General features: G+C 62.9%; 22 protein-coding genes. 11 read left to right on the top strand and 11 right to left on the bottom strand.

Going from position 1 to position 20,798, the window contains the following annotated elements; translation table 11 throughout:
* Positions 1-78: 78 nt before the first annotated feature.
* Positions 79-564, top strand: coding sequence for a ribonuclease E activity regulator RraA (gene rraA / locus AB5Y48_RS17870; RefSeq protein ID WP_050666380.1), 486 nt, complete (start codon positions 79-81; stop codon positions 562-564).
* Between the two features lie 268 nt (positions 565-832).
* Here rraA and AB5Y48_RS17865 read toward each other — a convergent pair whose 3' ends face one another.
* The 3 genes from AB5Y48_RS17865 to AB5Y48_RS17855 all read right to left on the bottom strand — a co-directional run bounded on the left by AB5Y48_RS17865 (position 833) and on the right by AB5Y48_RS17855 (position 3,322).
* Positions 833-1,498 carry a 7-cyano-7-deazaguanine/7-aminomethyl-7-deazaguanine transporter gene (locus tag AB5Y48_RS17865; protein ID WP_136614488.1) on the bottom strand — a complete coding sequence of 222 codons (666 nt, stop codon included), beginning with the start codon at positions 1,496-1,498 and terminating at the stop codon, positions 833-835.
* A 71-nt stretch (positions 1,499-1,569) separates the two neighbouring features.
* Positions 1,570-1,887, bottom strand: a complete 318-nt coding sequence (locus AB5Y48_RS17860) for a DUF3630 family protein (protein ID WP_368165339.1) — start codon at positions 1,885-1,887, stop codon at positions 1,570-1,572.
* 10 nt (positions 1,888-1,897) lie between these two features.
* Positions 1,898-3,322, bottom strand: coding sequence for a YdiU family protein (locus tag AB5Y48_RS17855; protein WP_368165338.1), 1,425 nt, complete (start codon positions 3,320-3,322; stop codon positions 1,898-1,900).
* An 83-nt stretch (positions 3,323-3,405) separates the two neighbouring features.
* On the opposite strand from AB5Y48_RS17855, the gene AB5Y48_RS17850 reads away from it, so the two are divergent.
* Complete coding sequence (locus AB5Y48_RS17850; RefSeq protein WP_050666384.1) at positions 3,406-3,699, top strand: cytochrome c; 294 nt, start codon at positions 3,406-3,408, stop codon at positions 3,697-3,699.
* A gap of 4 nt (positions 3,700-3,703) precedes the next feature.
* Here AB5Y48_RS17850 and recQ read toward each other — a convergent pair whose 3' ends face one another.
* Complete coding sequence (gene recQ / locus AB5Y48_RS17845) at positions 3,704-5,524, bottom strand: ATP-dependent DNA helicase RecQ (protein WP_060583455.1); 1,821 nt, start codon at positions 5,522-5,524, stop codon at positions 3,704-3,706.
* 115 nt (positions 5,525-5,639) lie between these two features.
* Between recQ and AB5Y48_RS17840 the strand changes: the two genes are divergently transcribed.
* Both AB5Y48_RS17840 and AB5Y48_RS17835 read left to right on the top strand, forming a co-directional pair.
* Positions 5,640-6,104 (top strand): thioesterase family protein, encoded by a 465-nt coding sequence (locus tag AB5Y48_RS17840; protein WP_050666386.1) that lies wholly within the window; start codon positions 5,640-5,642, stop codon positions 6,102-6,104.
* Between the two features lie 122 nt (positions 6,105-6,226).
* Positions 6,227-6,754, top strand: a complete 528-nt coding sequence (locus AB5Y48_RS17835; RefSeq protein WP_050666387.1) for a hypothetical protein — start codon at positions 6,227-6,229, stop codon at positions 6,752-6,754.
* 127 nt (positions 6,755-6,881) lie between these two features.
* On the opposite strand, the gene AB5Y48_RS17830 is transcribed toward AB5Y48_RS17835, so the two are convergent.
* The 4 genes from AB5Y48_RS17830 to hemC are packed head-to-tail and all read right to left on the bottom strand — an operon-like array spanning position 6,882 to position 10,784.
* The gene (locus tag AB5Y48_RS17830; RefSeq protein WP_050666388.1) at positions 6,882-8,045 is read right to left on the bottom strand and encodes a heme biosynthesis HemY N-terminal domain-containing protein; all 1,164 of its coding nucleotides are present in this window, start codon (positions 8,043-8,045) and stop codon (positions 6,882-6,884) included.
* A gap of 11 nt (positions 8,046-8,056) precedes the next feature.
* Positions 8,057-9,127 (bottom strand): uroporphyrinogen-III C-methyltransferase, encoded by a 1,071-nt coding sequence (locus tag AB5Y48_RS17825; RefSeq protein ID WP_050666389.1) that lies wholly within the window; start codon positions 9,125-9,127, stop codon positions 8,057-8,059.
* Positions 9,124-9,858 (bottom strand): uroporphyrinogen-III synthase, encoded by a 735-nt coding sequence (locus AB5Y48_RS17820; protein WP_224160448.1) that lies wholly within the window; start codon positions 9,856-9,858, stop codon positions 9,124-9,126. Before AB5Y48_RS17820 ends, AB5Y48_RS17825 begins: the two co-directional genes overlap by 4 nt.
* Positions 9,855-10,784 (bottom strand): hydroxymethylbilane synthase, encoded by a 930-nt coding sequence (gene hemC, locus AB5Y48_RS17815; protein WP_224162554.1) that lies wholly within the window; start codon positions 10,782-10,784, stop codon positions 9,855-9,857. Before hemC ends, AB5Y48_RS17820 begins: the two co-directional genes overlap by 4 nt.
* Before the next feature lie 323 nt (positions 10,785-11,107).
* Between hemC and AB5Y48_RS17810 the strand changes: the two genes are divergently transcribed.
* Positions 11,108-13,594: a class I adenylate cyclase gene (locus AB5Y48_RS17810; protein WP_050666391.1), complete on the top strand. Its 2,487-nt coding sequence runs from the start codon at positions 11,108-11,110 to the stop codon at positions 13,592-13,594.
* 37 nt (positions 13,595-13,631) lie between these two features.
* Here AB5Y48_RS17810 and AB5Y48_RS17805 read toward each other — a convergent pair whose 3' ends face one another.
* Complete coding sequence (locus AB5Y48_RS17805; RefSeq protein ID WP_368165334.1) at positions 13,632-14,285, bottom strand: alpha/beta hydrolase; 654 nt, start codon at positions 14,283-14,285, stop codon at positions 13,632-13,634.
* A complete protein-coding gene (gene cyaY / locus AB5Y48_RS17800) occupies positions 14,282-14,596 on the bottom strand; it encodes an iron donor protein CyaY (protein ID WP_050666393.1) in 315 nt (104 codons plus the stop codon). Before cyaY ends, AB5Y48_RS17805 begins: the two co-directional genes overlap by 4 nt.
* Positions 14,597-14,669: 73 nt before the next feature.
* Between cyaY and AB5Y48_RS17795 the strand changes: the two genes are divergently transcribed.
* From AB5Y48_RS17795 to AB5Y48_RS17770, 6 genes are read left to right on the top strand one after another with little or no spacing between them, the layout of a single operon-like run.
* A complete protein-coding gene (locus tag AB5Y48_RS17795) occupies positions 14,670-14,849 on the top strand; it encodes a lipoprotein (RefSeq protein ID WP_050666394.1) in 180 nt (59 codons plus the stop codon).
* A gap of 13 nt (positions 14,850-14,862) precedes the next feature.
* Entirely contained in the window at positions 14,863-16,116 is a 1,254-nt protein-coding gene (gene lysA / locus AB5Y48_RS17790) for a diaminopimelate decarboxylase (protein WP_368165331.1), read from the top strand.
* Between the two features lie 11 nt (positions 16,117-16,127).
* Entirely contained in the window at positions 16,128-16,958 is an 831-nt protein-coding gene (gene dapF / locus AB5Y48_RS17785; protein ID WP_050666396.1) for a diaminopimelate epimerase, read from the top strand.
* A complete protein-coding gene (locus AB5Y48_RS17780) occupies positions 16,955-17,635 on the top strand; it encodes a DUF484 family protein (RefSeq protein WP_050666397.1) in 681 nt (226 codons plus the stop codon). The genes dapF and AB5Y48_RS17780 overlap by 4 nt, the downstream gene beginning before the upstream one ends.
* Positions 17,628-18,551: a tyrosine recombinase XerC gene (gene xerC / locus AB5Y48_RS17775; RefSeq protein ID WP_082177978.1), complete on the top strand. Its 924-nt coding sequence runs from the start codon at positions 17,628-17,630 to the stop codon at positions 18,549-18,551. Before AB5Y48_RS17780 ends, xerC begins: the two co-directional genes overlap by 8 nt.
* An 11-nt stretch (positions 18,552-18,562) precedes the next feature.
* Complete coding sequence (locus AB5Y48_RS17770; protein ID WP_050666399.1) at positions 18,563-19,267, top strand: HAD-IA family hydrolase; 705 nt, start codon at positions 18,563-18,565, stop codon at positions 19,265-19,267.
* 1 nt (position 19,268) lies between these two features.
* On the opposite strand, the gene AB5Y48_RS17765 is transcribed toward AB5Y48_RS17770, so the two are convergent.
* Positions 19,269-20,780, bottom strand: coding sequence for a mechanosensitive ion channel family protein (locus AB5Y48_RS17765; protein WP_060583474.1), 1,512 nt, complete (start codon positions 20,778-20,780; stop codon positions 19,269-19,271).
* Positions 20,781-20,798: the final 18 nt, after the last annotated feature.

Raw genomic sequence — 20,798 nt, 5'->3', positions numbered from 1 at the left:
GAGGGGCAATATCCTTTGAATTGCCGAGGCCACTCCTTATACTGGTTGTCACCTGTTTCCGGCCGTGGACCCGTCACTATGGAATACAACACCTCAGAACTGTGCGATATCTACCACGATATGGTGGATGTCCTCGAACCTATGCTCTCCTCCTTCGGTGGTCGCCCCTCTTTTGGCGGTGTTATCACAACCGTCAAATGCTTCGAATCAAATGGCCTCATTCGAGAGCTGGTGCGGGAGAGTGGCGTGGGTCGCGTCCTGCTGATCGACGGTGGTGGCTCCCTGCGCCGTGCTTTGCTCGATAGCGAAATAGCAGCGACGGCGGCCGAAAACGGTTGGGAAGGGATCGTCTGTTATGGCTGCGTGCGCGAGGTGGACCAACTCGAGGAGCTGGATATCGGGATTCAGGCGCTGGCGGCCATCCCTGTGGGAGCCGATGACAAGGAGGTGGGGGACACCGACCTGCCGGTCAACTTTGGTGGCGTCACCTTCCTGCCGGACGATCACCTCTACGCCGACACCACGGGGGTGATTCTCTCCCCCGAGCCGCTGGACATCGAGTAGGCATCGCAGCCCATGACCACGACGGGAGCCACTGGCTCCCGTTTTTGTTCATGCTCTCGGGTAAAAAAAGGGCCAGCATGAAGCTGGCCGAATCTGGAAGCAATGTGAGCAATGTCGTGCCTTCACAGAGGTGTCCACTACTACCCGAGGGTGTTGCCATGGTGGTCAAATCCGGAACGCAAGTTAAAGATAATCATTCTCATTTGTGATTGCAACCCCTCTGAGGGTTTCATGAGCAAAAAAACGGCCACTCTCGGTGGCCGATGGTTCAGCGCGGAGCGGCCTGAAGGCTCAGTCCCGGCTCGCCGACCAGCTTGCGGGTCAGGTAGCGCAACAGCATGCCGTAGAGTGGGACGAATAATCCCAAGCTTATCAGAAGCTTGAAAGTGTAATCGACGATCGCAATCTCGACCCAGTGCTCGGCCATAAAGGGATCGCTGCTCTGCCAGAAGGCGATGGAGAAGAAGCTGATGGTATCGACCAGGTTGCCAAACAGGGTCGAGGCGGTGGGGGCGACCCACCAGGCCTTGAGTTGGCGCAGGCGGTTGAAGACCACTACATCCATCAACTGGCCGATGGCGTAGGCCGCGAAACTGGCCAGGGCGATGCGGGCCACGAACAGGTTGAACACGGCGAGCTGATTGAAGCCCTGATACTGCCCCTCGAAGAAGAGCACCGAGAGCACATAGGAGACAGCCAGTGCCGGCAACATCACCAGCTGGATGATCTTGCGGGCCAGGGGTGCACCGAAGACTCGCACCGTGAGATCGGTGGCCAGGAAGATGAAGGGGAAGCTGAATGCACCCCAGGTGGTGTGGAAGCCGAAGATAGTGATCGGCAGCTGCACCAGATAGTTGCTGCTCGCGATGATCAGGATGTGGAAGAGAGAGAGACGGATCAGGGCCGTCTGGTACTGATAAGGGGTCAGATTCACGTTGTGACCTTTTTGGTTAATGGGGTTAGGGAACCCATGCCGCCACCATGGCGGCAATTCGAGGGGCAGGATTATACCCCCTCGCCTCCAGAGTGCAATCCTTGAGCAGCCTGATGGCGTGCCAGCCAGTCGAGCAGTGGGCGATCATCGGGGTGGCAGACTTCCAGCCAGCACACCTCGCCATAGTGTTCGTATTGCAGCAGCAGCTTGCTCCCCTCGAAATCCACCACCCAGCAGTGGCGATCCGCCCCTTGTTCCCGCTCGACCAGACGCAGTTCCCAGGCAGCCAGCAGGGTGGGGGCCAGGGCCGGGAAGCTGGCCTCATCGAGACCGGGGTGGGTGAGTAGCAGGCTGCCGCTTACCGGGTCTTGCTTGTCCAGATGCCACATGGCGCGTTCCTCAGCTGCTGCACGACAGGGTGGTGCATTGATACCAGTCCGGAGCCGGTGTGGCCAGATCGTCGGCTTCCGGCTGCTCGTCGAAGGGGTGGCGCAGCACCTCGAACAACCGCTCGAAGGGGGCCATATCCCCCGCTTCGGCGGCGTCGATGGCTCGCTGGGCCAGGGCGTTGCGCAGCACATACTTGGGGTTGATCCCCTCCATGCGGCGGGCTCGCTCGGCATCCAGGCTCCCCTCGCGCTCGAGCCGGGCCCGATAGTCGGCCATCCAGTCGAGCCACTCCGGATGTTCCGGCAGCAGGGTGAGCAGGAGGGGAGGGAGTTCGCCACTGAGCGTCACGCGGGCGAGGCGACGCAGGAAGAGGTGATAGTCCACACCATCCCGGGCCAGCAGCAGGAACAGGCGACGGAACAGGGCCGGGTCTTCCTCTTCCCAGCTCTGCAGGCCGAGGCGATGGCGCATCAGGGTCGAGTACTCCAGCATCAGGGTCTGCTCATAGCTTGCCAGCCCCCGTTGCAAGGTCTCGCCGGGTAGGTGGCCGGCCAGGGCCTGGGCGAGCTTTTGCAGGTTCCAGTAGCCCACCGCCGGCTGCTGATCGAGGGCGTAGCGGCCTATCGTGTCGGTGTGGTTGCAGACGAAGTCGGGCACATAGCGGTCAATAAAGCCGTAGGGGCCGTAGTCGATGGTGAGCCCGAGCAGGGACATGTTGTCGGTGTTGAGTACCCCGTGGGTGAAGCCGGCCGCCTGCCAGCGGGCAATCAGTCGGGCGGTGCGGCGCACCACCTCGGCAAACAGGCCGGCATCGTCCATACCGTCGAAGTGGTGAACGCGCAAATAGTCGAGCAGGGCGGGGATTCGCTCTCCCTGACCGCTCCAGGCGAAATATTCGATGTGACCGAAGCGCAGGTGGCTTGGGGCGGTGCGCAGCACGGTCGCACCCGGCTCCAGGGTCTCGCGCACGACCTCTTCATCGCTGCCGACCAGCACCAGGGCGCGGGTGGTTGGGATGTCGAGGGCATGCAGCGCCTCGCTTGCCAGGTATTCGCGGATCGATGAGCGCAGCACGGCGCGGCCGTCACCGAAGCGGGAGAAGGGGGTCTTGCCGGCTCCCTTGAGGTGGAGGTCCCACAGCTGGCCGTCCGGCGCCTCTTGCTGGCCGAGCAGCAGGGCACGGCCGTCACCCAGACGCGGCACATAGCTGCCAAACTGATGGCCGGCGTAGACCTGGGCCACCGGCGCCATGCCGGGCAGCATATGCCCCTGGCCGCAGCAGGCGAGCCAGTCGGCCTCGCTCACCCCGGTCAGCCCCAGCTCGCCGAGCAAGGGGCGGTTGAGGTGCAGCAGGCGGGCCCCGACCAGCGGCGTCGGGGCGACCGGCTCGCAGGCCCAGGGCAGTTCGGTGGAAAAAGTATTGTTCAGCTTCACATTTGCTCCTTGCGACTCTGCCCCGGCCGGCACCGACTCCCTATACTGGCGCTTCTCTGTGTCCGATTGTAAAGGGAATCATCATGAAGTATCTCGCCCTGGCTCTTCTCGTTACCACCCTGCCGGCGTTGGCCGCCGATGCGGAGGCCGGCAAGGCCAAGGCCGTGGTCTGTGCCGCCTGTCATGGGGTGGAGGGCAAGGCCATGATCCCCGGCTATCCCCATCTGGCAGGGCAGAGTGCCCAGTACACCGCCAAACAGCTCAAGGCATTTCGGGATGGCCAGCGTCAGGATCCGGTGATGGCTCCCATGGCCAAGCCGCTGTCGGATGCCGACATCGAGAACCTGGCAGCCTGGTACGCCTCGCTCAAGCCCTGACGGGTCAGCGTCGACAGTAGTCGATGATGAGTTCCATGAAGGCGTCGCCGAAGCGCTCCAGCTTGCGCTGGCCGACGCCGTTGATGGCCAGCAGATCGCGCTCGGTCATCGGCATCGCCTCGGCCATCTCCATCAGGGTGGCATCGTTGAAGACCACGTAGGGCGGCACCTCCTCCTCCTCGGCGATCTGTTTGCGCAGCCCCTTGAGCTCCTTGAAGAGGCGGCGGTCGTAGTTGCCGATATCGAGGCGGCTGCGCTTCTCCTTGCGGCTTGAGATGGGTTGCACCCGCGGCACGGCCAGTTCCAGGGCGAGCTCGCCGCGCAGCACCGGGCGCGCCGCCTCTGTCAGCTGCAGCACCATGTTGCGGGTGATGTTCTGGGTCAGCAGCCCCTTGTGAATGAGCTGGCGCAGCACGCTCTGCCAGTGCTCGGCGCTGTGCTCCTTGCCGATGCCGTAGGTGGAGAGCTTGTCGTGACCATGGTCGCGAATACGCTGGTTCAGGGATCCGCGCAGTACCTCCACCACGTACCCCATGCCGAAGCTCTGGCCGACCCGCCAGACGCAGGAGAGCGCCTTCTGCGCGTCCTCGGTGCCGTCATAGGTCTTGGGCGGGTCGAGGCAGACGTCGCAGTTGCCGCACGGCTTGTCCAGGTATTCCCCGAAGTAGTTGAGCAACACCTGACGACGGCAGGTCTGGGCCTCGGCGAAGGCCGCCATGACGTTGAGCTTGTGCTGCTCCACCTGTAGCTGTTGCGGGTTCTCGATATTCTCGAGCAGTAGCCGCACCCGGCCTATGTCTGCCGGGTCGTAGAGCAGCACCGCCTCGGAGGGTGATCCGTCGCGGCCGGCGCGGCCGGTCTCCTGATAGTAGGACTCGATGTTCTTGGGGATGTCGTAGTGCACCACGAAACGCACGTTGGGTTTGTCGATCCCCATGCCGAAGGCGACGGTGGCGACCACGATCTCGATGTCGTCGCGCAGGAAGGCGTCCTGGGTCTGCTGACGCAGCTCCAGAGGCAGGCCGGCGTGATAGGGGGCCGCCTTGCAGCCGTGGCGGGCCAATCGCTCGGCCACCTCTTCCACCCGGTTGCGGCTCGAGCAGTAGACGATGCCGCAGTTGCCCTTCTGGCTTTGCACGTAGCGCAGCAGCTGCTCTGCCCCCTTGAACTTCTCCACCAGGCTGTAGCGAATGTTGGGGCGATCGAAGCTGGCGATATGGATGAAGGGGTCGTGCAGAGCCAGGCGGGTCAGCATGTCTTGCCGGGTCGCTTCATCGGCGGTGGCGGTGAGGGCGATCACCGGCACATTCGGGAACCACTGTTTGAGCCGGCCCAGGGCCGCATACTCGGGGCGGAAGTCGTGCCCCCATTGGGAGACGCAGTGGGCCTCGTCGATGGCGAACAGGGAGAGGGGAAGCTCCGCCAGTCGTTCCAGAAAATCGGGTTGAAGCAGCCGCTCGGGGGCGACGTAGAGCAGCTTGATCTCCCCGTGGCGCATGGCGGCGAAGACCTGCACCATCTCTTCGCGGCTCAGGGCCGAGTTGAGGTAGGCGGCGGCCACCCCGTTGGCGCGCAGGGTGTCGACCTGATCCTTCATCAGGGAGATAAGGGGGGAGACCACCACCCCGAGGCCGGCACGCAGCAGGGCCGGCACCTGATAGCAGAGGGACTTGCCGCCGCCGGTGGGCTTGAGCACCAGCACGTCGCGCCCGGCCAGCACCTGCTCGATGATCTCCTGTTGGCCGGCCCTGAACTGCTGGTAGCCGAATACCGCCTGCAGCAGGGCGAGGGGGGTATCGGGCAGGGTCTCGGCGATGGCGGTCATGTTCTCTCCTTTGGGGTCGCCATTCTAAAGCAGGGGGCCGGCACAATAAACCGCGATTGCTAATGTTAATACCCTGTTGCAGACTGGCTGGAGTCTTTACTCCAGGGATACGGAAATGAAGCAGATGCTCAAGAAGATGGCCTTAAGCGGCATCGCCAACCTGTTTGCCGAGAAGATGCCGTTTAACCGGCTGCTCGGCATGGAGGTGACTCACTATGACTTCGAGCGGGTTGAGCTGCGCATCCGCATGGACGACAAGCTGATCGGCAACCCCTTTCACAACATATTGCACGGGGGAGTCACCGCCAGCCTGCTCGACGTGGCCGGCGGCATGATAGTGGCCGCCTCCTGCATCGACGAGCTGGAGGAGTTCTCGCCGAGCTACCTCAAGGAGCGCTTCTCCCGCCTCGGCACCATAGACCTGCGTGTGGATTACCTGAGGCCGGGGCGGGGTACAGAGTTTATCGCCACCGCCCACATCATCCGTGCCGGCAGCAAGGTAGCGGTGGCCCGGATGGAGCTTCACAACGAGGAGGGGACTCATATCGCTTTTGGAACAGGCACTTATCTGGTTGGCTAGACGCAATAGAACAGATGTGAATAAAAAACAACCTCTGAGTTAATTTCGATCAAAGTGTGAGCTGGCCCGACGACGGTCATGGGCTCATACTTCTTTCGGGGCTAGGTGCAAGGAGGTGCATCATGGGTGCGGGAGTCGCTAGCAAGCCGTCGGGTGCAATCCTGGAGCAGCTCAGATCCATGCAGGAGCTGGTTCAGACCCCCGAATGCCGGCACTGGCTCGAACAGGAGCTGGGGGGCTATGCGGCCACCTCTGTGCTCCCTTGGTACCGCATCATCGCCTGTCGGCAACGGGGACACTTCATCGATCTGGATAGCGGAAAACATCTGACCTGCCACATCGGCAATCAGGCGCTCAGCCAACGTGATTTGGCCAAGGTCCAGTTTATCTATGCAAGAGAACCCGCCGCCTACTACCTCTGTCAGCATGGCCCCGAACTGGAACCCTGGCCAGACGAGCTGCTGCAAGCCTACCAGGGGGTGTTGATCCCAGGGCATTTCTGCCTGCATGCCTGGCACGAGCCACTCGGTTCCCTGCGCCTGCAAATTGCACAGGGGCTGGTTCATTTCATGGCCGAGTATCCCAAGTGCGCCAACATCACGGCGCAACATGGCTTGAAGGCGATGCAGCACAGGCACTGGCATTTCTAGCGTGAAGGCGCAAGGAGGGCACCATAGAGCAATCAGCCAAGACGGATAACACAATCTGAAGACAAGCGGTCGATCACAAGACCATATGAAGAGGCCACCCCGGGGGTGGCCTCGATCATTTCGCGGGTTAGCCCAGCGCGAGGGCCAGGGCCTGTCGGTAGTACTCGTTGGCCTTGTTGGTGAGGCGTCGCTGCTCCATGATCCGGGCCAGCGCGTGGTAGACGGCGGCGCTCGGCTGGCTGGCCAACTCGGCTTCGAGCAGGGGCTGAGCCTCCTCCAGTTGGCCGGCCAGCAGCGCTATCTGGCCCAGGGCGGCGCGCGCGCCAGGCTGATCCTGCATCTTGCGCAGCTGCACCAGCATCGTCTGGTAGTTATCCAGCTTGAGGCGCGGCAGCTCGGCCAGCAGCAGGGGAGAGTTCTCCTTGCGCAGGGCATCGAGCCAGAGTTCGGCGGCCTCGCTCTCGGCTCCCAAGGCCCGCAGATAGCGGCCATAGGTGAGCAGCAAGGGAGGCTGCTGGCGCAACTTGCGCGGCATCTCGAGCCACACCGGGCGCAGGGTGTCGAGCTGTCCGCTCGCCTCTTCCAGGCGAGCGCTCCAGGCCTCTTCGAGCAACGCCTCCTCACGAGCGGGTGACAGGCGTCCCACCTTGCGCAGAGTCGGCAGCAGCTCGATGAGAGCCGTCCATTCGCGGCGGGCCCGGCGGATCTGCATCAACTGCTCCAGTACCATGGGATGGCGTGGCTGCAGGGCGTAGATGGGCTCCAGGGCCGCCAGAGCCTGCTCGTACTGCTCCTGCTCTATCTGCAACTGGGTTTGGGTCAGGGTCAGGGCCAGTTCGGCCTTGGGGTTCTCCTGCTGAGCCAGTTGCAGATACTGATCCCGGCGACTCTCGTCTCCGCGGGCCTGGGCCGCCTTGGCGGCGCTCAGGTAGTTGAGCAGGGGGGTATCGCTGTTGCGGGCGCTCTTGACCAGCAGCTTCTCGGCCTGGCCGTAGTGGCCCTCGGCCATGGCCAGGGTCGCGGCGACGGTCTGCTGGTTGGCCTTGCTGCGACGGCGTTTGCCAAACCAGCCGGCGGTGTTGCGGCGCAGGCGCAGCAGGCGTACCAGCACCCATTCAAGCAGCAGCAGCGCTCCGTAGAGCAGGATGGCGAGCAGCACCAGACTGGTGACCGAGCTCTCCACCGTGTAGTTGCCCAGGGCGATCAGTACATAGCCCTTGTTGCCCGCTGCCTCGGGACCGAAGACCAGTCCGGCGATGAGGGCGGCGACGATAAGAATGATGCGTACCATGAAACCCCCTATCAGTGGCCGGCCAGCAGGCGCTGCAGGCGATCGTTGAGGACCTGCTCGAGCAGGGCCTGGGTCTGGAGACGCTCCGGATAATTGAACTGGATCTGCTCATCCTTGAGCTTGTCGATCTCGGCCAGCACGTAGCGGGTGGCGCTGTCTTCCTGATTGAAGTACTGCTTCACCCAGCGTTGGGCCTTCTCCAGGCTGTCGGCGTAGAGATCTTGCTGCTCCCGATAGACGGCCAACTGGGCCTGCAGCAGCTTGGTCTTGAGGTTCTCGCGCAGGTAGATCTCCTGCTGGGGAGAGAGCAGCGCCTCCACAGCGCCGTCACGGCGACGGATGGTGACGAAGTTCTCGGTGAAGTGGACCCAGTTCTTCTTCAGGTTGCTCTGCCAGTCATCCAGCTTGCCGCTGACGGCCTGGTCGGCCTGCCCGACCGTCTCGGGCATGGCGACCGCATTCATGGGCAGCAGGTCAATCTGATCGGAGAGGGCGGCCAGTTTCAGGGTCAGTCCCTCACGGTCCAGCGTCGGCAGGGCTTTTAGCTTGGCGATGTCCTCGGCCATGGCCTTGCGGATCGGCATCAGGCTGGGATCGCCGAGGGCCTTGATGCGCTCATCGGCGTTGGCCAGCATGGTGACGGCGGAGACCAGATCGTGCTCCAGCCAGAGCTTGCGACCCGCCATGCGTACCAGGTATTCGGACTCGGCCAGCAGCCAGTCGTTGGGGCGCTTCTCGTTGAGATCCAGCACCCGGCTCTGCAGGCTGCTCATCTCGCTTTGCAGCAGCTGCAGGTTCTTCTGCTGCCCCTGTTGATCCTGTGACAGGGCCGCCTTCAGGGCATCCAGCTCGCCGCTTGCGCTGCTCAGCTGGCTCTTGAGGCTGGCCATCTCGGCCTGTTGAGCCACCCCGCGCTGATGACCGTGCACATAGGTCCAGCCGGTCAGTCCCAGGGTAAGGGCGATGGCCAGGCTACCCAGTACCAGACCTGCCCGCCCGCCACCGGATCGGGGTTGAGCGGCTTGCTGGCTCTCTGTCGGGGCCTCTTGGGCTGTTGCGGGCTGCTTCTGTTCTTCTGTCATTGCATCTTCCTCAGTTCCAGGGCCGCGAGCAGAGCGTCATGGTCGGCCCCCCGGGCTGTCGTTATGTCGAGAAACCCGGCCTGCGCCGCCTGCTCGGCGATACGCGGGCTGGGTACAAACAGGGGGAGTCGCAGCAGCCACTCCCGATAATGGGCCGGTACCAGGGCCAGCAGGGTCTCGAGCAGTTCGCCGCTGGTGACCAGCAGGCTGTCGAGACCGGCATGTTGCCACTCCTGGCAGAGGGCCTCACCGTCCTGGGCGGGATAGTGGCGACGATAGACGCTCAGGCAGGTGACGTCGGCACCCCGCTCGCGCAGGGTGTCGGCGATGAGTTCACGCCCGCCGTTGCCGCGCAGGATCAGGACACGCTTGCCGGCGATCCGATGCAGGCCGGGCAGTGCGAGCAGCCCCTCGCTGCGCGGATCATCCGGCCAGAGTGCGGGAACGCCACTCTCTCGCAGCGCCTCTGCGCTCGCCTCGCCGACGGCAAAGTAATCGATATTCGGCCAGGTCTGACCAGTTTGCAACAGAAAGTCCCGAGCGAACAGTGCCGCATGACGGCTCACTGCGATGACGATCTCGGCCTGTTGCAGTTGATGGGGAAGGTGCGTCAGGTCGTCCCCCGGCCGCAACTCGAGCAGAGGGTGTACCAGGGGGGAGTGACCGGCGGCGCGCAGCCGCGCCGCCAGGGCATCGGCCTGGGGACGTGGGCGCACCACCAGGGGCGTCATGCGCCGTAGACCTCGGCCAGGATGCGGTCGGCACCGGCAGCCAGCAGACGCTCTGCCAAGGCCTCACCGAGCGACTCGCCATCGGCCAGGGGACCGCGGATCTCGTCGTGCAGCATCTGGCTGCCATCCGGGCTGCCGACCAGGCCGCGTAGCCAGATTTGATCCCCCTCAACCAGGGCGTAAGCACCGATAGGGACCTGACATCCCCCCTGCAGGGCGCGGTTCATGGCCCGCTCGGTCAGTACCCGGGTGCGGGTCTCGGCATGTTCGAGGGGGGCCAGCAGTGCCTTGACGGCGTCGTCATTCAGTCGGCATTCGATCCCGACGGCGCCCTGGCCGTTGGCCGGCAGGCTCTGCTCCGGCTCGATAAAGGCGGTGATGCGGTGCGCCATCTCCAGCCGTTTGAGACCGGCAGCGGCCAATATGATGGCGTCATACTCACCGGCATCGAGCTTGGCGAGGCGGGTGTTGACGTTGCCCCGGAGATCCCGGATCACCAGGTCCGGTCGGCTGGCCCTCAGTTGGCACTGACGACGCAGGCTGGAGGTACCGACAACGGCGCCGAGGGGCAGGGCATCCAGGGTGGCAAAGTGGTTGGAAACAAAGGCATCACGGGGGTCTTCCCGCTCGCAGATGGTATGCAGGCCAAGACCCTCGGGGAACTCCACCGGCACGTCTTTCATGGAGTGGACGGCGATATCGGCCCGCCCTTCGAGCATGGCGGTTTCGAGCTCCTTGACGAAGAGCCCCTTGCCACCGACCTTGGCCAGCGGGGTGTCGAGGATCTTGTCACCCTGAGTGCTCATAGGGACCAGCTCCACCTGCAGGTCGGGGTGGATGGCCTCCAACTGTGCCTTGACGAAATTGGCCTGCCACAGGGCCAGGGGGCTTTTGCGGGTGGCGATTCTCAGGGTTCTGACCGACATATCAATCTGTTGCATCGTTTTTACAAGGAAAACGATCTTATCACCCTTTCGGCAGGCTTTCATGAGCGAGGGGGGAAAAGCGGGATCCTCCCCAAACTGCGCCAGTTGGTAATAATTTCCATTCCCCTCTATACGTCTGTTAAGTATATGAATAAAAATGCTTTTATCGCTTTCTTATGAAACCTGTTAACCCTCGGTAAGAAATTATTTCCCGATAGCCCGCCCCCTTGTTTACCACCATGAATTGCATTGTTAACATGATCACAGTTTCGTGACGTTACATTCGGGTTGACGTCATTTCCATCAGGTACAAAGGCAGGTCTTTGCTCGCAAATCTGGAGACGCTTGTTCGCCGCTACGATGAGCTGAATCGGCTCAAGACAGAACGGGCGCTGGGCATCATGAGTCGTTACGGGCAGCAGGTCTTTCACCTGCTTCCCGTCTTGCTGCATTTTAATCACCCCCTGTTGCCTGGTTATGTCTCCGGCCGTGTTCCTCATGGCATTTGCCACTTTATTCCCAACGGTGAACAACAATCCTTCATCGACGACATCTGTCTGACGGCCCACTGCAGCGGGGGGCTTGCCACGACCGAGTGTTCGATTCTTGGCCTCTACACCATGGGGAGTACCTCCTCCATCGGACAGTGCTGTCACTCTGATCTCGACATCTGGGTCTGCCACTCGGCGGCGCTGGACAGCGAGCGGCTGGAGATGCTGGAGCACAAGTGCTTGCTCCTGTCGCGCTGGGCAGAGCAACGGGGGACCGAGGTCAACTTCTTCCTGATCCCCGAGAACAAGTTCCGTCAGTCCAACAGTGCCGAGATGGAAGGGGAGAGTTGTGGCAGCGCCCAGCACCTGCTGCTGCTCGACGAGTTTTACCGCAGCGCCATGTGTCTGGCGGGCAAGCGGCTGCTCTGGTATCTGGTGCCCCTCGAACAGGATGAGCACTACGACGACTATGTGGCTTCCCTGTTTCGCAGTGGGGCGCTCAACCCCGACGAGTGGCTCGATCTGGGCTCGTTTAATCGTATTCCTGCGGAAGAGTATTTCGGCTCGGCCCTGTGGCAGCTCTACAAGGGGATCGACTCTCCCTACAAGGCGGTGCTCAAGACGGTGCTGATGGAGGCCTACTCCCACGAGTACCCCGAGACCAAGCTGCTGTCTGTCGAGAGCAAACGCTGGTTCCAGCACAACGAGGGCATGAGTTATCGCCTCGATGGCTACTGCCTGATGCTCGACAAGGTGACCAACTACCTCAAGTCCATCGGGGACATGCAGCGGCTCGATCTGGTACGCCGCTGTTTCTATCTCAAGGTGTGCGACGGACTGAGTGATCACGGCCCCACCTGGCGCCGTGAGCAGCTGGTGCAGCTGGTCTCCTACTGGGGCTGGAGTGAGGAGAAGATCCGCCACCTGGATCATCGGCGTGACTGGAAGGTGGGTGAGGTGAAGGTGGCCTATGCGGAGCTGCTGGAAGCCCTGATGCAGAGCTACCGCAATCTCATCCTGTTTGCCCGCCGCAACAACATCAGCGAGTCGATCAACCCGGAAGACATCGGCATCCTGTCGCGCAAGCTCTACGCCGCCTTCGAGAGCCTGCCGGGCAAGGTGCAGCGCATCAACCTCAAGATTGCCCCGGATTTGGGCGAGCCTGATCTCAGCTTCATTCAGGTGCCCCACGGTCGTCTCAACCGGGCCGGTTGGTACCTCTATAAGCATTCCCTTGAGCCGGGCGACATCATAGGTCGCGCCCCCCTCGAATATAACGGTTACATCAGCAAGCTGGTGGCCTGGAGCTACTTCAACGGGCTGATGACGACCCAGAGTCGGGTCCATCTCTTCAACCAGGGATCGGACCTGCACATCGACAACCTGCATCAGTTTTGCCGCGATCTCTCCAACACCTTCCCGGTCAAGTACCCGGCCGCCAGTAACCTGGCCCTGAGCCGGCCCTGCGAGATCCGCCAGTTGGCGATCTTCCTCAATCTGGAGGTGGATCCGTCGAGCCACTGGGTCGGCCAGGTGATCGAGTTTGATGCCAATACAGCGGACATCTTCTCCTTTGGCCGCAACCAGGAGTGCCTGGTGGGTACCATCGATCTGGTCTATCGCAACTCCTGGAGCGAGATCCGCACCCTCCACTTCCGGGGGGAGGAGGCCGTGGTCGATGCCCTCACCACCATACTCGGCAAGATGCACCAGGATGCCGCGGCCCCCGAGCGGATCGAGGTGTTCTGCTACAGCCAGCACTTCCGCTCTCTGGTGCGGGCGCGTTTCCAGCAGTTGATGGCGGAGTGCATCGAGCTGCGGCTGGCCCGTGACAAGCCGCGCCTGGTCAAGACCCTGGCCCTTGGACAGGAGAAGTACGGCATCTTCTTCGAGCGCCGCGGTGTCTCGGTCAAGAAGCTGGAGAACGCGGTGGACTTCTATCGCCACATCTCCCACAACAAGCTTGATCATCTGCCCCTGCGTCTGGACAAGACCCATAGCCAGCATCTGCCGGCCATCGTCGATGCCTACGCCAGCGAGGGATTGGTGCAGTTCTTCTTCGAAAATCAGGGCAGTGGCTTCAACATCTATATCCTGGACGAGGCCAATCGGGTCGAGGTCTACCAGCACTTCGCCGGCAACAAGGAGGAGCTGGTACAGGGAGTCAACCGCTTCTATACCTCGAGCCATGAGCGCTTCAGCGATGATGGCCAGTTCATCAACTTCAACCTGCCCCAGTTCTACGAAATCATCACCCAGAGTGGAGAGCAGCAGGTGATCCCCTATCGCACCCAGGGACCCGCCCGCGAGGTGGGTTGAGCAAGAAGAAGGGCCTGCAATCGCAGGCCCTTTTCGTTCAGGTGGCAAGCCGTGCCAGTAACCAGGCGCGCAGATCGCCGAGTTGAGGCATGCAGATCTCGTGGCGCATGGGGTACTCGTGCCACTCGGGGGTGAGGCCCGCCTGCTCGAGACGTCCCTTGGCCTCCCAGCCCAGCGACAGGGGCACCACATCGTCATAGAGGCCGTGCATATAGCAGACTGGTGTTGCTCGGGCCGCCTCGGTCACCTCGCCCATCAAGGCATCGGGTGCCGCCAGGTAGGTCGACAGGCAGAGCAGGCCAGCCAGGGTGACCGGCAGGCGCAGGGCGGTGAAGGAGGCGATGACCCCACCCTGGGAGAAGCCGGCCAGCAGGATGCGGTCTGGGGTGAACCCTTCGGTCATCAGCTGCTCGATGAGGACCTGGATGCGGCTGGCACTCTCACGCACATGGGGTTCGATGGCGCGCCTGGCAATGTCGTCGAAGCTCTCGATGTCATACCAGGCGCGCAGGCGATAGCCCATGTTGATGGTGATCGGACGCTCGGGGGCATCGGGCAGCAGGTGGCGGATGGGCGGCTCGGCCGGCAGGGCCAGGGCCTCCACCAGGGGGGCGAGGCCGGCGCCGGAGTCACCGAGGCCGTGCAGCCAGATGATGGCATGGCGAGCGCCCGTTGGGTGCAGATCGATCACGGGAAGGTGACCTGCTCGCCGGACTGGTCGCTGCAAGCCTTGCCAAGCAGGGCCTTGAGCTCGTTGCCAAAGCGGTTATCGATCCAGCTATCTCCCTGCAGATCGAAGTGGTAGCCGTTTTCCCGGGTGGCGACCCAGATCTGGTGCAGGGGCTCCTGCTTGTTCAGGATCACCTTGGTCTTGTTCTCGAAGACCAGGGTCAGGATGCCGCCGGCACGCTCGCAGTCGATGTCCGGATACTGCTCGTCCACCGTGTCTTCGACGTACTGGAAAAAGGCATCTACCAGGGCGTGATACTCGTGATCCTTCATCGGTTTATCCTGTTGCTTTTAACAATGTGAGTGCGATTATAGAGGGCCGAAATTATTTTCACAGCGAACCTTTATGACAATCCAGCTCGCCAAGGGCCTCGTGGCCACTCTCCTCTGTCTGGGACTGACCGCCTGTGGGCTCAAGGGGCCGCTCTACATGCCGCCTCCCCCCGAGCAGCCACAAGCGCAGGCGCCGGCGGCGCAACCCGCGCAGAGTGATGAGAAGCCTGCCACGGGAGCCGAGCAGAACTAAAGGAAGGACCCCCTTGGATCACTTTAACTATGACACCGCTGGCCAGCTGAAGGCAGAAGAGTGTCTGCTGGCCGATCTGGCCGCCGCCCACGGCACCCCGCTCTACGTTTACTCCCGTGCCACCCTGGAGCGCCACTGGCGCGCCTTCGACGCCGCTGCCGGCGATATTCCCCACCTCATCTGCTATGCGGTCAAGGCCAACTCCAACCTGGGGGTGCTCAATGTGCTGGCGCGCCTGGGCTCTGGCTTTGACATCGTCTCGGGTGGTGAGTTGGCCCGGGTGCTGGCCGCCGGCGGCGATCCCCGCAAGGTGGTCTTCTCCGGTGTGGGCAAGAGCGAGGAAGAGATGCGCTTCGCCCTCGAGAAGCAGATCTTCTGCTTCAACCTCGAGTCCGAGGCGGAGCTGGAGCGTCTGAACCGGGTGGCCGGCGAGATGGGGCACAAGGCCCCCGTCTCGGTGCGGGTCAACCCGGACATCGATGCCGGTACCCATCCCTACATCTCGACCGGGCTCAAACAGAACAAATTTGGGATTCCCATCGAGCTGGCACCGGCTATCTACCGCAAGGCGGCGGCCATGGCCCATATCGAGATCAAGGGGGTGGATTGCCACATCGGCTCCCAGCTCACCGAACTGGCCCCCTTCATGGAGGCCACCGACAAGCTGCTGCGCCTCATCGATGAACTGGCGGTGGAGGGGATCCATATCCACCACCTGGATGTGGGGGGCGGGCTGGGGGTCAACTATGGCGCCGAGCAGCCACCCCATCCGAGCGACTATGCCAGTGCCCTCAAGCAGAAGCTGGCGGGCCGCAACCTGACCATACTGTTCGAACCGGGGCGGGCCATCGCCGCCAATGCCGGCGTGCTGTTGACCCGGGTCGAGTACCTCAAGCCCGGTGATAGCCGCAACTTCGCCTTGATCGATGCGGGGATGAACGATCTGCTGCGCCCCTCCCTCTACGGGGCCTGGATGAACATCATCGAGGTCGACAGCCGTGCCGCATACCCCCGCGCCCTCTACGACGTGGTTGGCCCGGTTTGTGAAACCGGTGACTTCCTCGGCAAGGAGCGGGAGCTGGCCATCGCCGAGGGTTCCCTGCTGGCTGTGCGCTCGGCAGGCGCCTATGGTTTCGTCATGTCTTCCAACTACAACACCCGCCCGCGGGCCGCCGAGGTGATGGTGGACGGGGAGCGGGCCTATCTGGTGCGCGAGCGCGAGCGCCTCGAACAACTCTGGCAGGGCGAACAGCCGCTGCCGCAATAACGGAATCCCTGATGCTGATTGAATTTTCCAAGATGCATGGGCTGGGTAATGACTTCATGGTGGTCGACAGCGTCACTCAGAAGGTGTTCCTCAGCAACGAGGTGATCAAGCGCCTGGCCGACCGTCACTTTGGTATCGGCTTCGATCAGCTGCTGCTGGTGGAGCCCCCCTACGATCCGGAGCAGGACTTTCACTACCGCATCTTCAATGCCGATGGCTCCGAGGTGGAGCAGTGTGGCAACGGGGCCCGTTGCTTCGCCCGTTTCGTGCGTCTCAAGGGGCTCACCAACAAGGATCGTATCGCGGTCAGCACGGCACGCGGCAAGATTGTGCTGCAGCTCGAGCAGGGTAATCAGGTGACGGTCAACATGGGGGTGCCCCAGTTTGAGCCGGGGCGCATCCCGTTTCGGGCCCAGAAGGCCGAGAAGACCTATCTGCTGCGTGCCGGAGAGCATACCGTCATGTGCGGCGCCGTCTCCATGGGGAATCCCCACTGCGTCATCGAGGTCCCCTCGGTGGCCGATGCCCCCGTCGAGATCCTGGGCCCGTTGATGGAGCGTCATGAGCGTTTCCCCGAACGGGTCAACGTGGGCTTTATGGAGGTGATCAACGCCGGTGAAGTGAAGCTGCGAGTGTTCGAGCGTGGTGCCGGCGAGACGCTCGCCTGCGGTACGGGAGCCTGCGCCGCCGCCGTTATCGGCATGAGCCAGGGCAAGCTCAAGGAGCGGGTCAGGGTCTCACTGCCGGGCGGGGATCTGCAGATCGCCTGGAAGGGGCCGGGTGCTCCCGTCTATATGACGGGGCCGGCCGAACACGTCTTTGATGGACAGATAGAGATATGAGTGAACCCAGATGGCAAGAGAGCGGGATCGACGAGAGTCAGGTACTGGAGTACCTCTCCCGGCACCCGGAATTCTTTCTGCGCCACCCTCTGCTGCTCGACAGGCTGCGCATCCCCCACGATCGCCGGGGCAGTGTCTCACTGGTAGAGCTGCAACTGGGGCGCCAGCGTGAGCGAATCGACCAGCTAGAGCAGGAGATCACCGAGCTGATGCAGGTGGCGAGCCAGAACGAGCGTCTCTTTCGCTGCTATGCCGAGGTCTATGCCGAACTGTTTGCCTGCTGCGATCTGTTCGATCTGAGCCGTCTGCTGGCCCGGGCCTTTGTGCAACAGCTGAGGCTCACCTCGGTGCGACTCTGGCTCAATCCGCGTCAGGTGACACTGCCCGAGGGGCTGCGGCTGTTTATGGCCGATGGTCGCCAGCTGGATGCGCTGCTGGCAACCCGGCTGCCGGGGCAGGAGTGCTATCAGGGGCGTCTGAGTCAGGGGGAGAAACAGGCCCTGTTTGGCCTGGATGTGCTGGTCAACTCGGTGGCCCTGCTTCGCCTGGGGGATCTCGGCATTCTCGCCTTTGCCAGCTCGGACCCGGGCCACTTCTCACCCCACAACGATACCCTGCTGCTCGGCCAGCTTGGTCGACTGTTGCAGCTGCGTTTGCCCGAGTTGCTCCGTGGCTGAACCGGCGCCTGCCCTGCTGGCCGACATCGAGGCCTTTCTCGAGTTCCTGCGGGTGGAGCGCCAGCTCAGCCCGCACACCCGCGATAACTATCGGCGCCATCTCGAACAGATGGCCGAGCGGGTGGCGGCATTCGGTATCGACGACTGGTCACGCCTCGAGGGGAGCCAGGTGCGCAGCCTGCTTACCCGATTGCACAAGGAGGGCCTGGTGCCGCGCACCCTGGCCGCCAAGCTGTCGGCCCTGCGCAGCCTGTGCGACTGGCTGGTGCGCCACGGCCGTCTCGCTGCCAATCCGGCACGGGGAGTTCAGGCTCCCAAGCAGGGACGCCCGCTGCCCAAGAATCTCGATGTGGATCAGGTCTATCAGCTGCTCGCCATCGACGAGCAGGACCCGCTGGCGGTGCGCGATCGCGCCATGATGGAGCTCTTCTACTCGAGCGGTCTGCGCCTCTCCGAGCTGGTGGGACTCGATCTGGTGGATCTCAAGCTCGACGAGCGCCAGGTGAGGGTCACCGGCAAGGGGAGCAAGGAGCGCTTGCTGCCGGTTGGTCGCATGGCGGTGGAGTGGCTCGGCAAGTGGTTGGCCATGCGTCCCGCCTTTGCCCAGCCGGAGGAGCCGGCCCTGTTCCTGTCGAAGCAGAAGCGGCGCATCACGGCTCGTTCGGTGCAACTGCGCCTCGATCAGTGGGGCAACCGCCAGGCGCTGGACGCCCACGTCCATCCCCATAAACTGCGCCACAGCTTCGCCACGCATATGCTGGAGTCCTCCGGCGATCTGCGGGCGGTACAGGAGTTGCTCGGCCACGCCAACCTGGCCACCACCCAGATCTATACCCACCTCGACTTCCAGCACCTGGCCAAGGTATATGACCAGGCTCATCCGCGCGCCAGGCGCAGCCGGGAGGAGGACGAGTGACAGGAGCATCCATGCGTTTCTATCGCCGCTGGCAGCCGGTTGAGGCCATCACCTTCGATCTCGACGACACCCTCTACGATAACCGTCCGACCATGGCGCGTGCCGAGGCCTGGATGGTCGACTACATGCGCAGCCAGTATCTGGAGACCGCCATGCTGGATGGTGAGCGCTGGCGCGATATCAAGCGCGGTCTGCTGGCCCGCGAGCCGGCGCTGGCCCATGATGTGAGCCTCTGTCGGCGGCGGCAGCTGCAGGCCGGGTTGGAGCTGGGGGGGATGGCTCCTGATCCGGCCCGCCGGGAGGCCGAGCAGGTCTTTACCCTCTTTACAGCCCTGCGCTCCGAGGTGGAGGTGAGCGACGAGACTCATGCTCTGCTGACCCGATTGGCGCGGCGCTACCCTTTGGTGGCCATCACCAATGGCAACCTGGATCTGGAGTGGGCGGGGTTGGCGCACTATTTCCGTCATGTCCATCAGGCGGGTAACGGGCGGCGCATGAAGCCATTTCCGGATCTCTTCGAGCTGGCGCTGGGAGATCTCGGCCTGCCGGCTTCCCGGGTGCTGCACGTGGGGGATCACCCGGTCACCGATCTGCTGGGGGCCCGTCGTCATGGGCTGCGCACCGCCTGGCTTAACGATCGGGGCTTGCCCCGTCCGGCCCAGCTGCCGGATGTGGAGATCGCCCACCTGAGCGAGCTGGCCGATCTGTTGCTCTGAGCTATTTCACCCCGAAGAAGCTGCGCAGTTTGTCGAGAAGATCCCGGCTCTGGGGCTGGACCGGCTGATGGGCCTCGCGGGCCAGCAGATCGGCCTGCTCCTGCTGGCGCCGGGTCAGGGCCTGGTGGAGAGGCTGCAGCATGTGTTCTCTGGCCATGAAGAGCGACTGGAACATGGCCTGGTTGATGCGATAGCTCTCCACCGTGCCCAGGGCCCTAACCGTAAAGGAGCTGGGTTCCCCGGTCAGCAGGCTCAACTCGCCGAAGAAATCCCCCGCCCCCAGTCTCCCCAGCAGCAGGGTTCGTCCCTCTTGCTCGATCAGCATCTCGGCTTCTCCCTTGACCAGTACAAACAACCACTGGGTGACCTCACCCTGAGCCAGCATGATGTCGCCGTTGACGAAGGGGGCGAATTTAAGCTGGTCGGCCAGTTGTAACAGCGCCTCTTCCTCCAGCATGGCGAAGAGTGGAAGTTGCTGCAGCACCGCCATCCGCTCGGCGGTGTGGCGCTTGTGGCGGGCATCCTGATGTTTCTCCTCCTTGGCCATGAAGATATTAAAGATGGGGGGAGTGAGACGCCGATCGTTGCGGCGCAGGGCCGCATCGATCAGGGTGCGAACCACCGAGTCGGTGGGGTCATCGGCCGCCAGATCCGTCAGCCAGTAGCGGACCGCATAGCGGGCGATGCCATTTTCCACGTTCATCAGCAGGCAGTCCGGCATGGGCCAGTGGGCCACGTTGGGCAATCGGGTCTCCCGCAGGGAACGTTCGACCAGGCTGATGATCTGGGTGGGCAGGGTGTCGAGGGAGAGATCGAACCAGATCCAGCGCCGCCATTGCTGGGGCTGACCGGTGCGCCGTCCCAACACGGTGAAACGCTGTTTGAGCAGGTGGCTGTTGGGGATCACCACGGTCTCCCAGTTGCGGGTCTCGATGGTGGTGGCTCGCCAGTTGATCTGTACGACTCGGCCCTGAACTGTGTCGACCATCAGCCAGTCGCCCAGACTGATGGAGTCGTCGAGTTGAATCGAGACCCCGGCCAGCAGGTTGCCCAGGGTATCTTGCATCGAGAAGGCGATGACGGCGGTGATCACCGCCGAGGTGGTGACGATTTCTCCGAGGGAGAGGCCGGAGGCGTAGAGCCGGTAGAGGGCCCACCCCACATAGGCCAGGGTTATCACTATGTCGGCGACGATCTGCGGAACGCGCACATGGAAGAGGGGGAGCAAGAGGTGAAAAGTGAGCAGCCCCCAGATGCGGATCAGGACCAGGCCGGCGGTGAGGGTCACCAACTCGTGCAGCCACTTGTCGGGGAGGGGCAGGCGCAGCCAGGCCCCCTGGAACTGCACCAGCAGGGCCAGTATGAGGACCAGCATCGTTTGGCCGCAGGCGGACTTGAGATCGCGCCTGTGGGCCGGATTGCGCAGGGCATGAACGGCCATCAGCAGCAGGGTGAAGAGGGTCCAGGCAGGGTGTTCCTCTAGCCAGACAAAGACAGGCAGCAGCTCTCTCATAGGCACTCCATCGTTTAT

The sequence above is a fragment of the Aeromonas sp. R6-2 genome, from assembly GCF_040908155.1.
Lineage (GTDB): Bacteria > Pseudomonadota > Gammaproteobacteria > Enterobacterales > Aeromonadaceae > Aeromonas > Aeromonas schubertii.
Note: the sequence above shows the minus strand (reverse complement) of the source record. Positions and strands in the feature narration are given on the sequence as shown.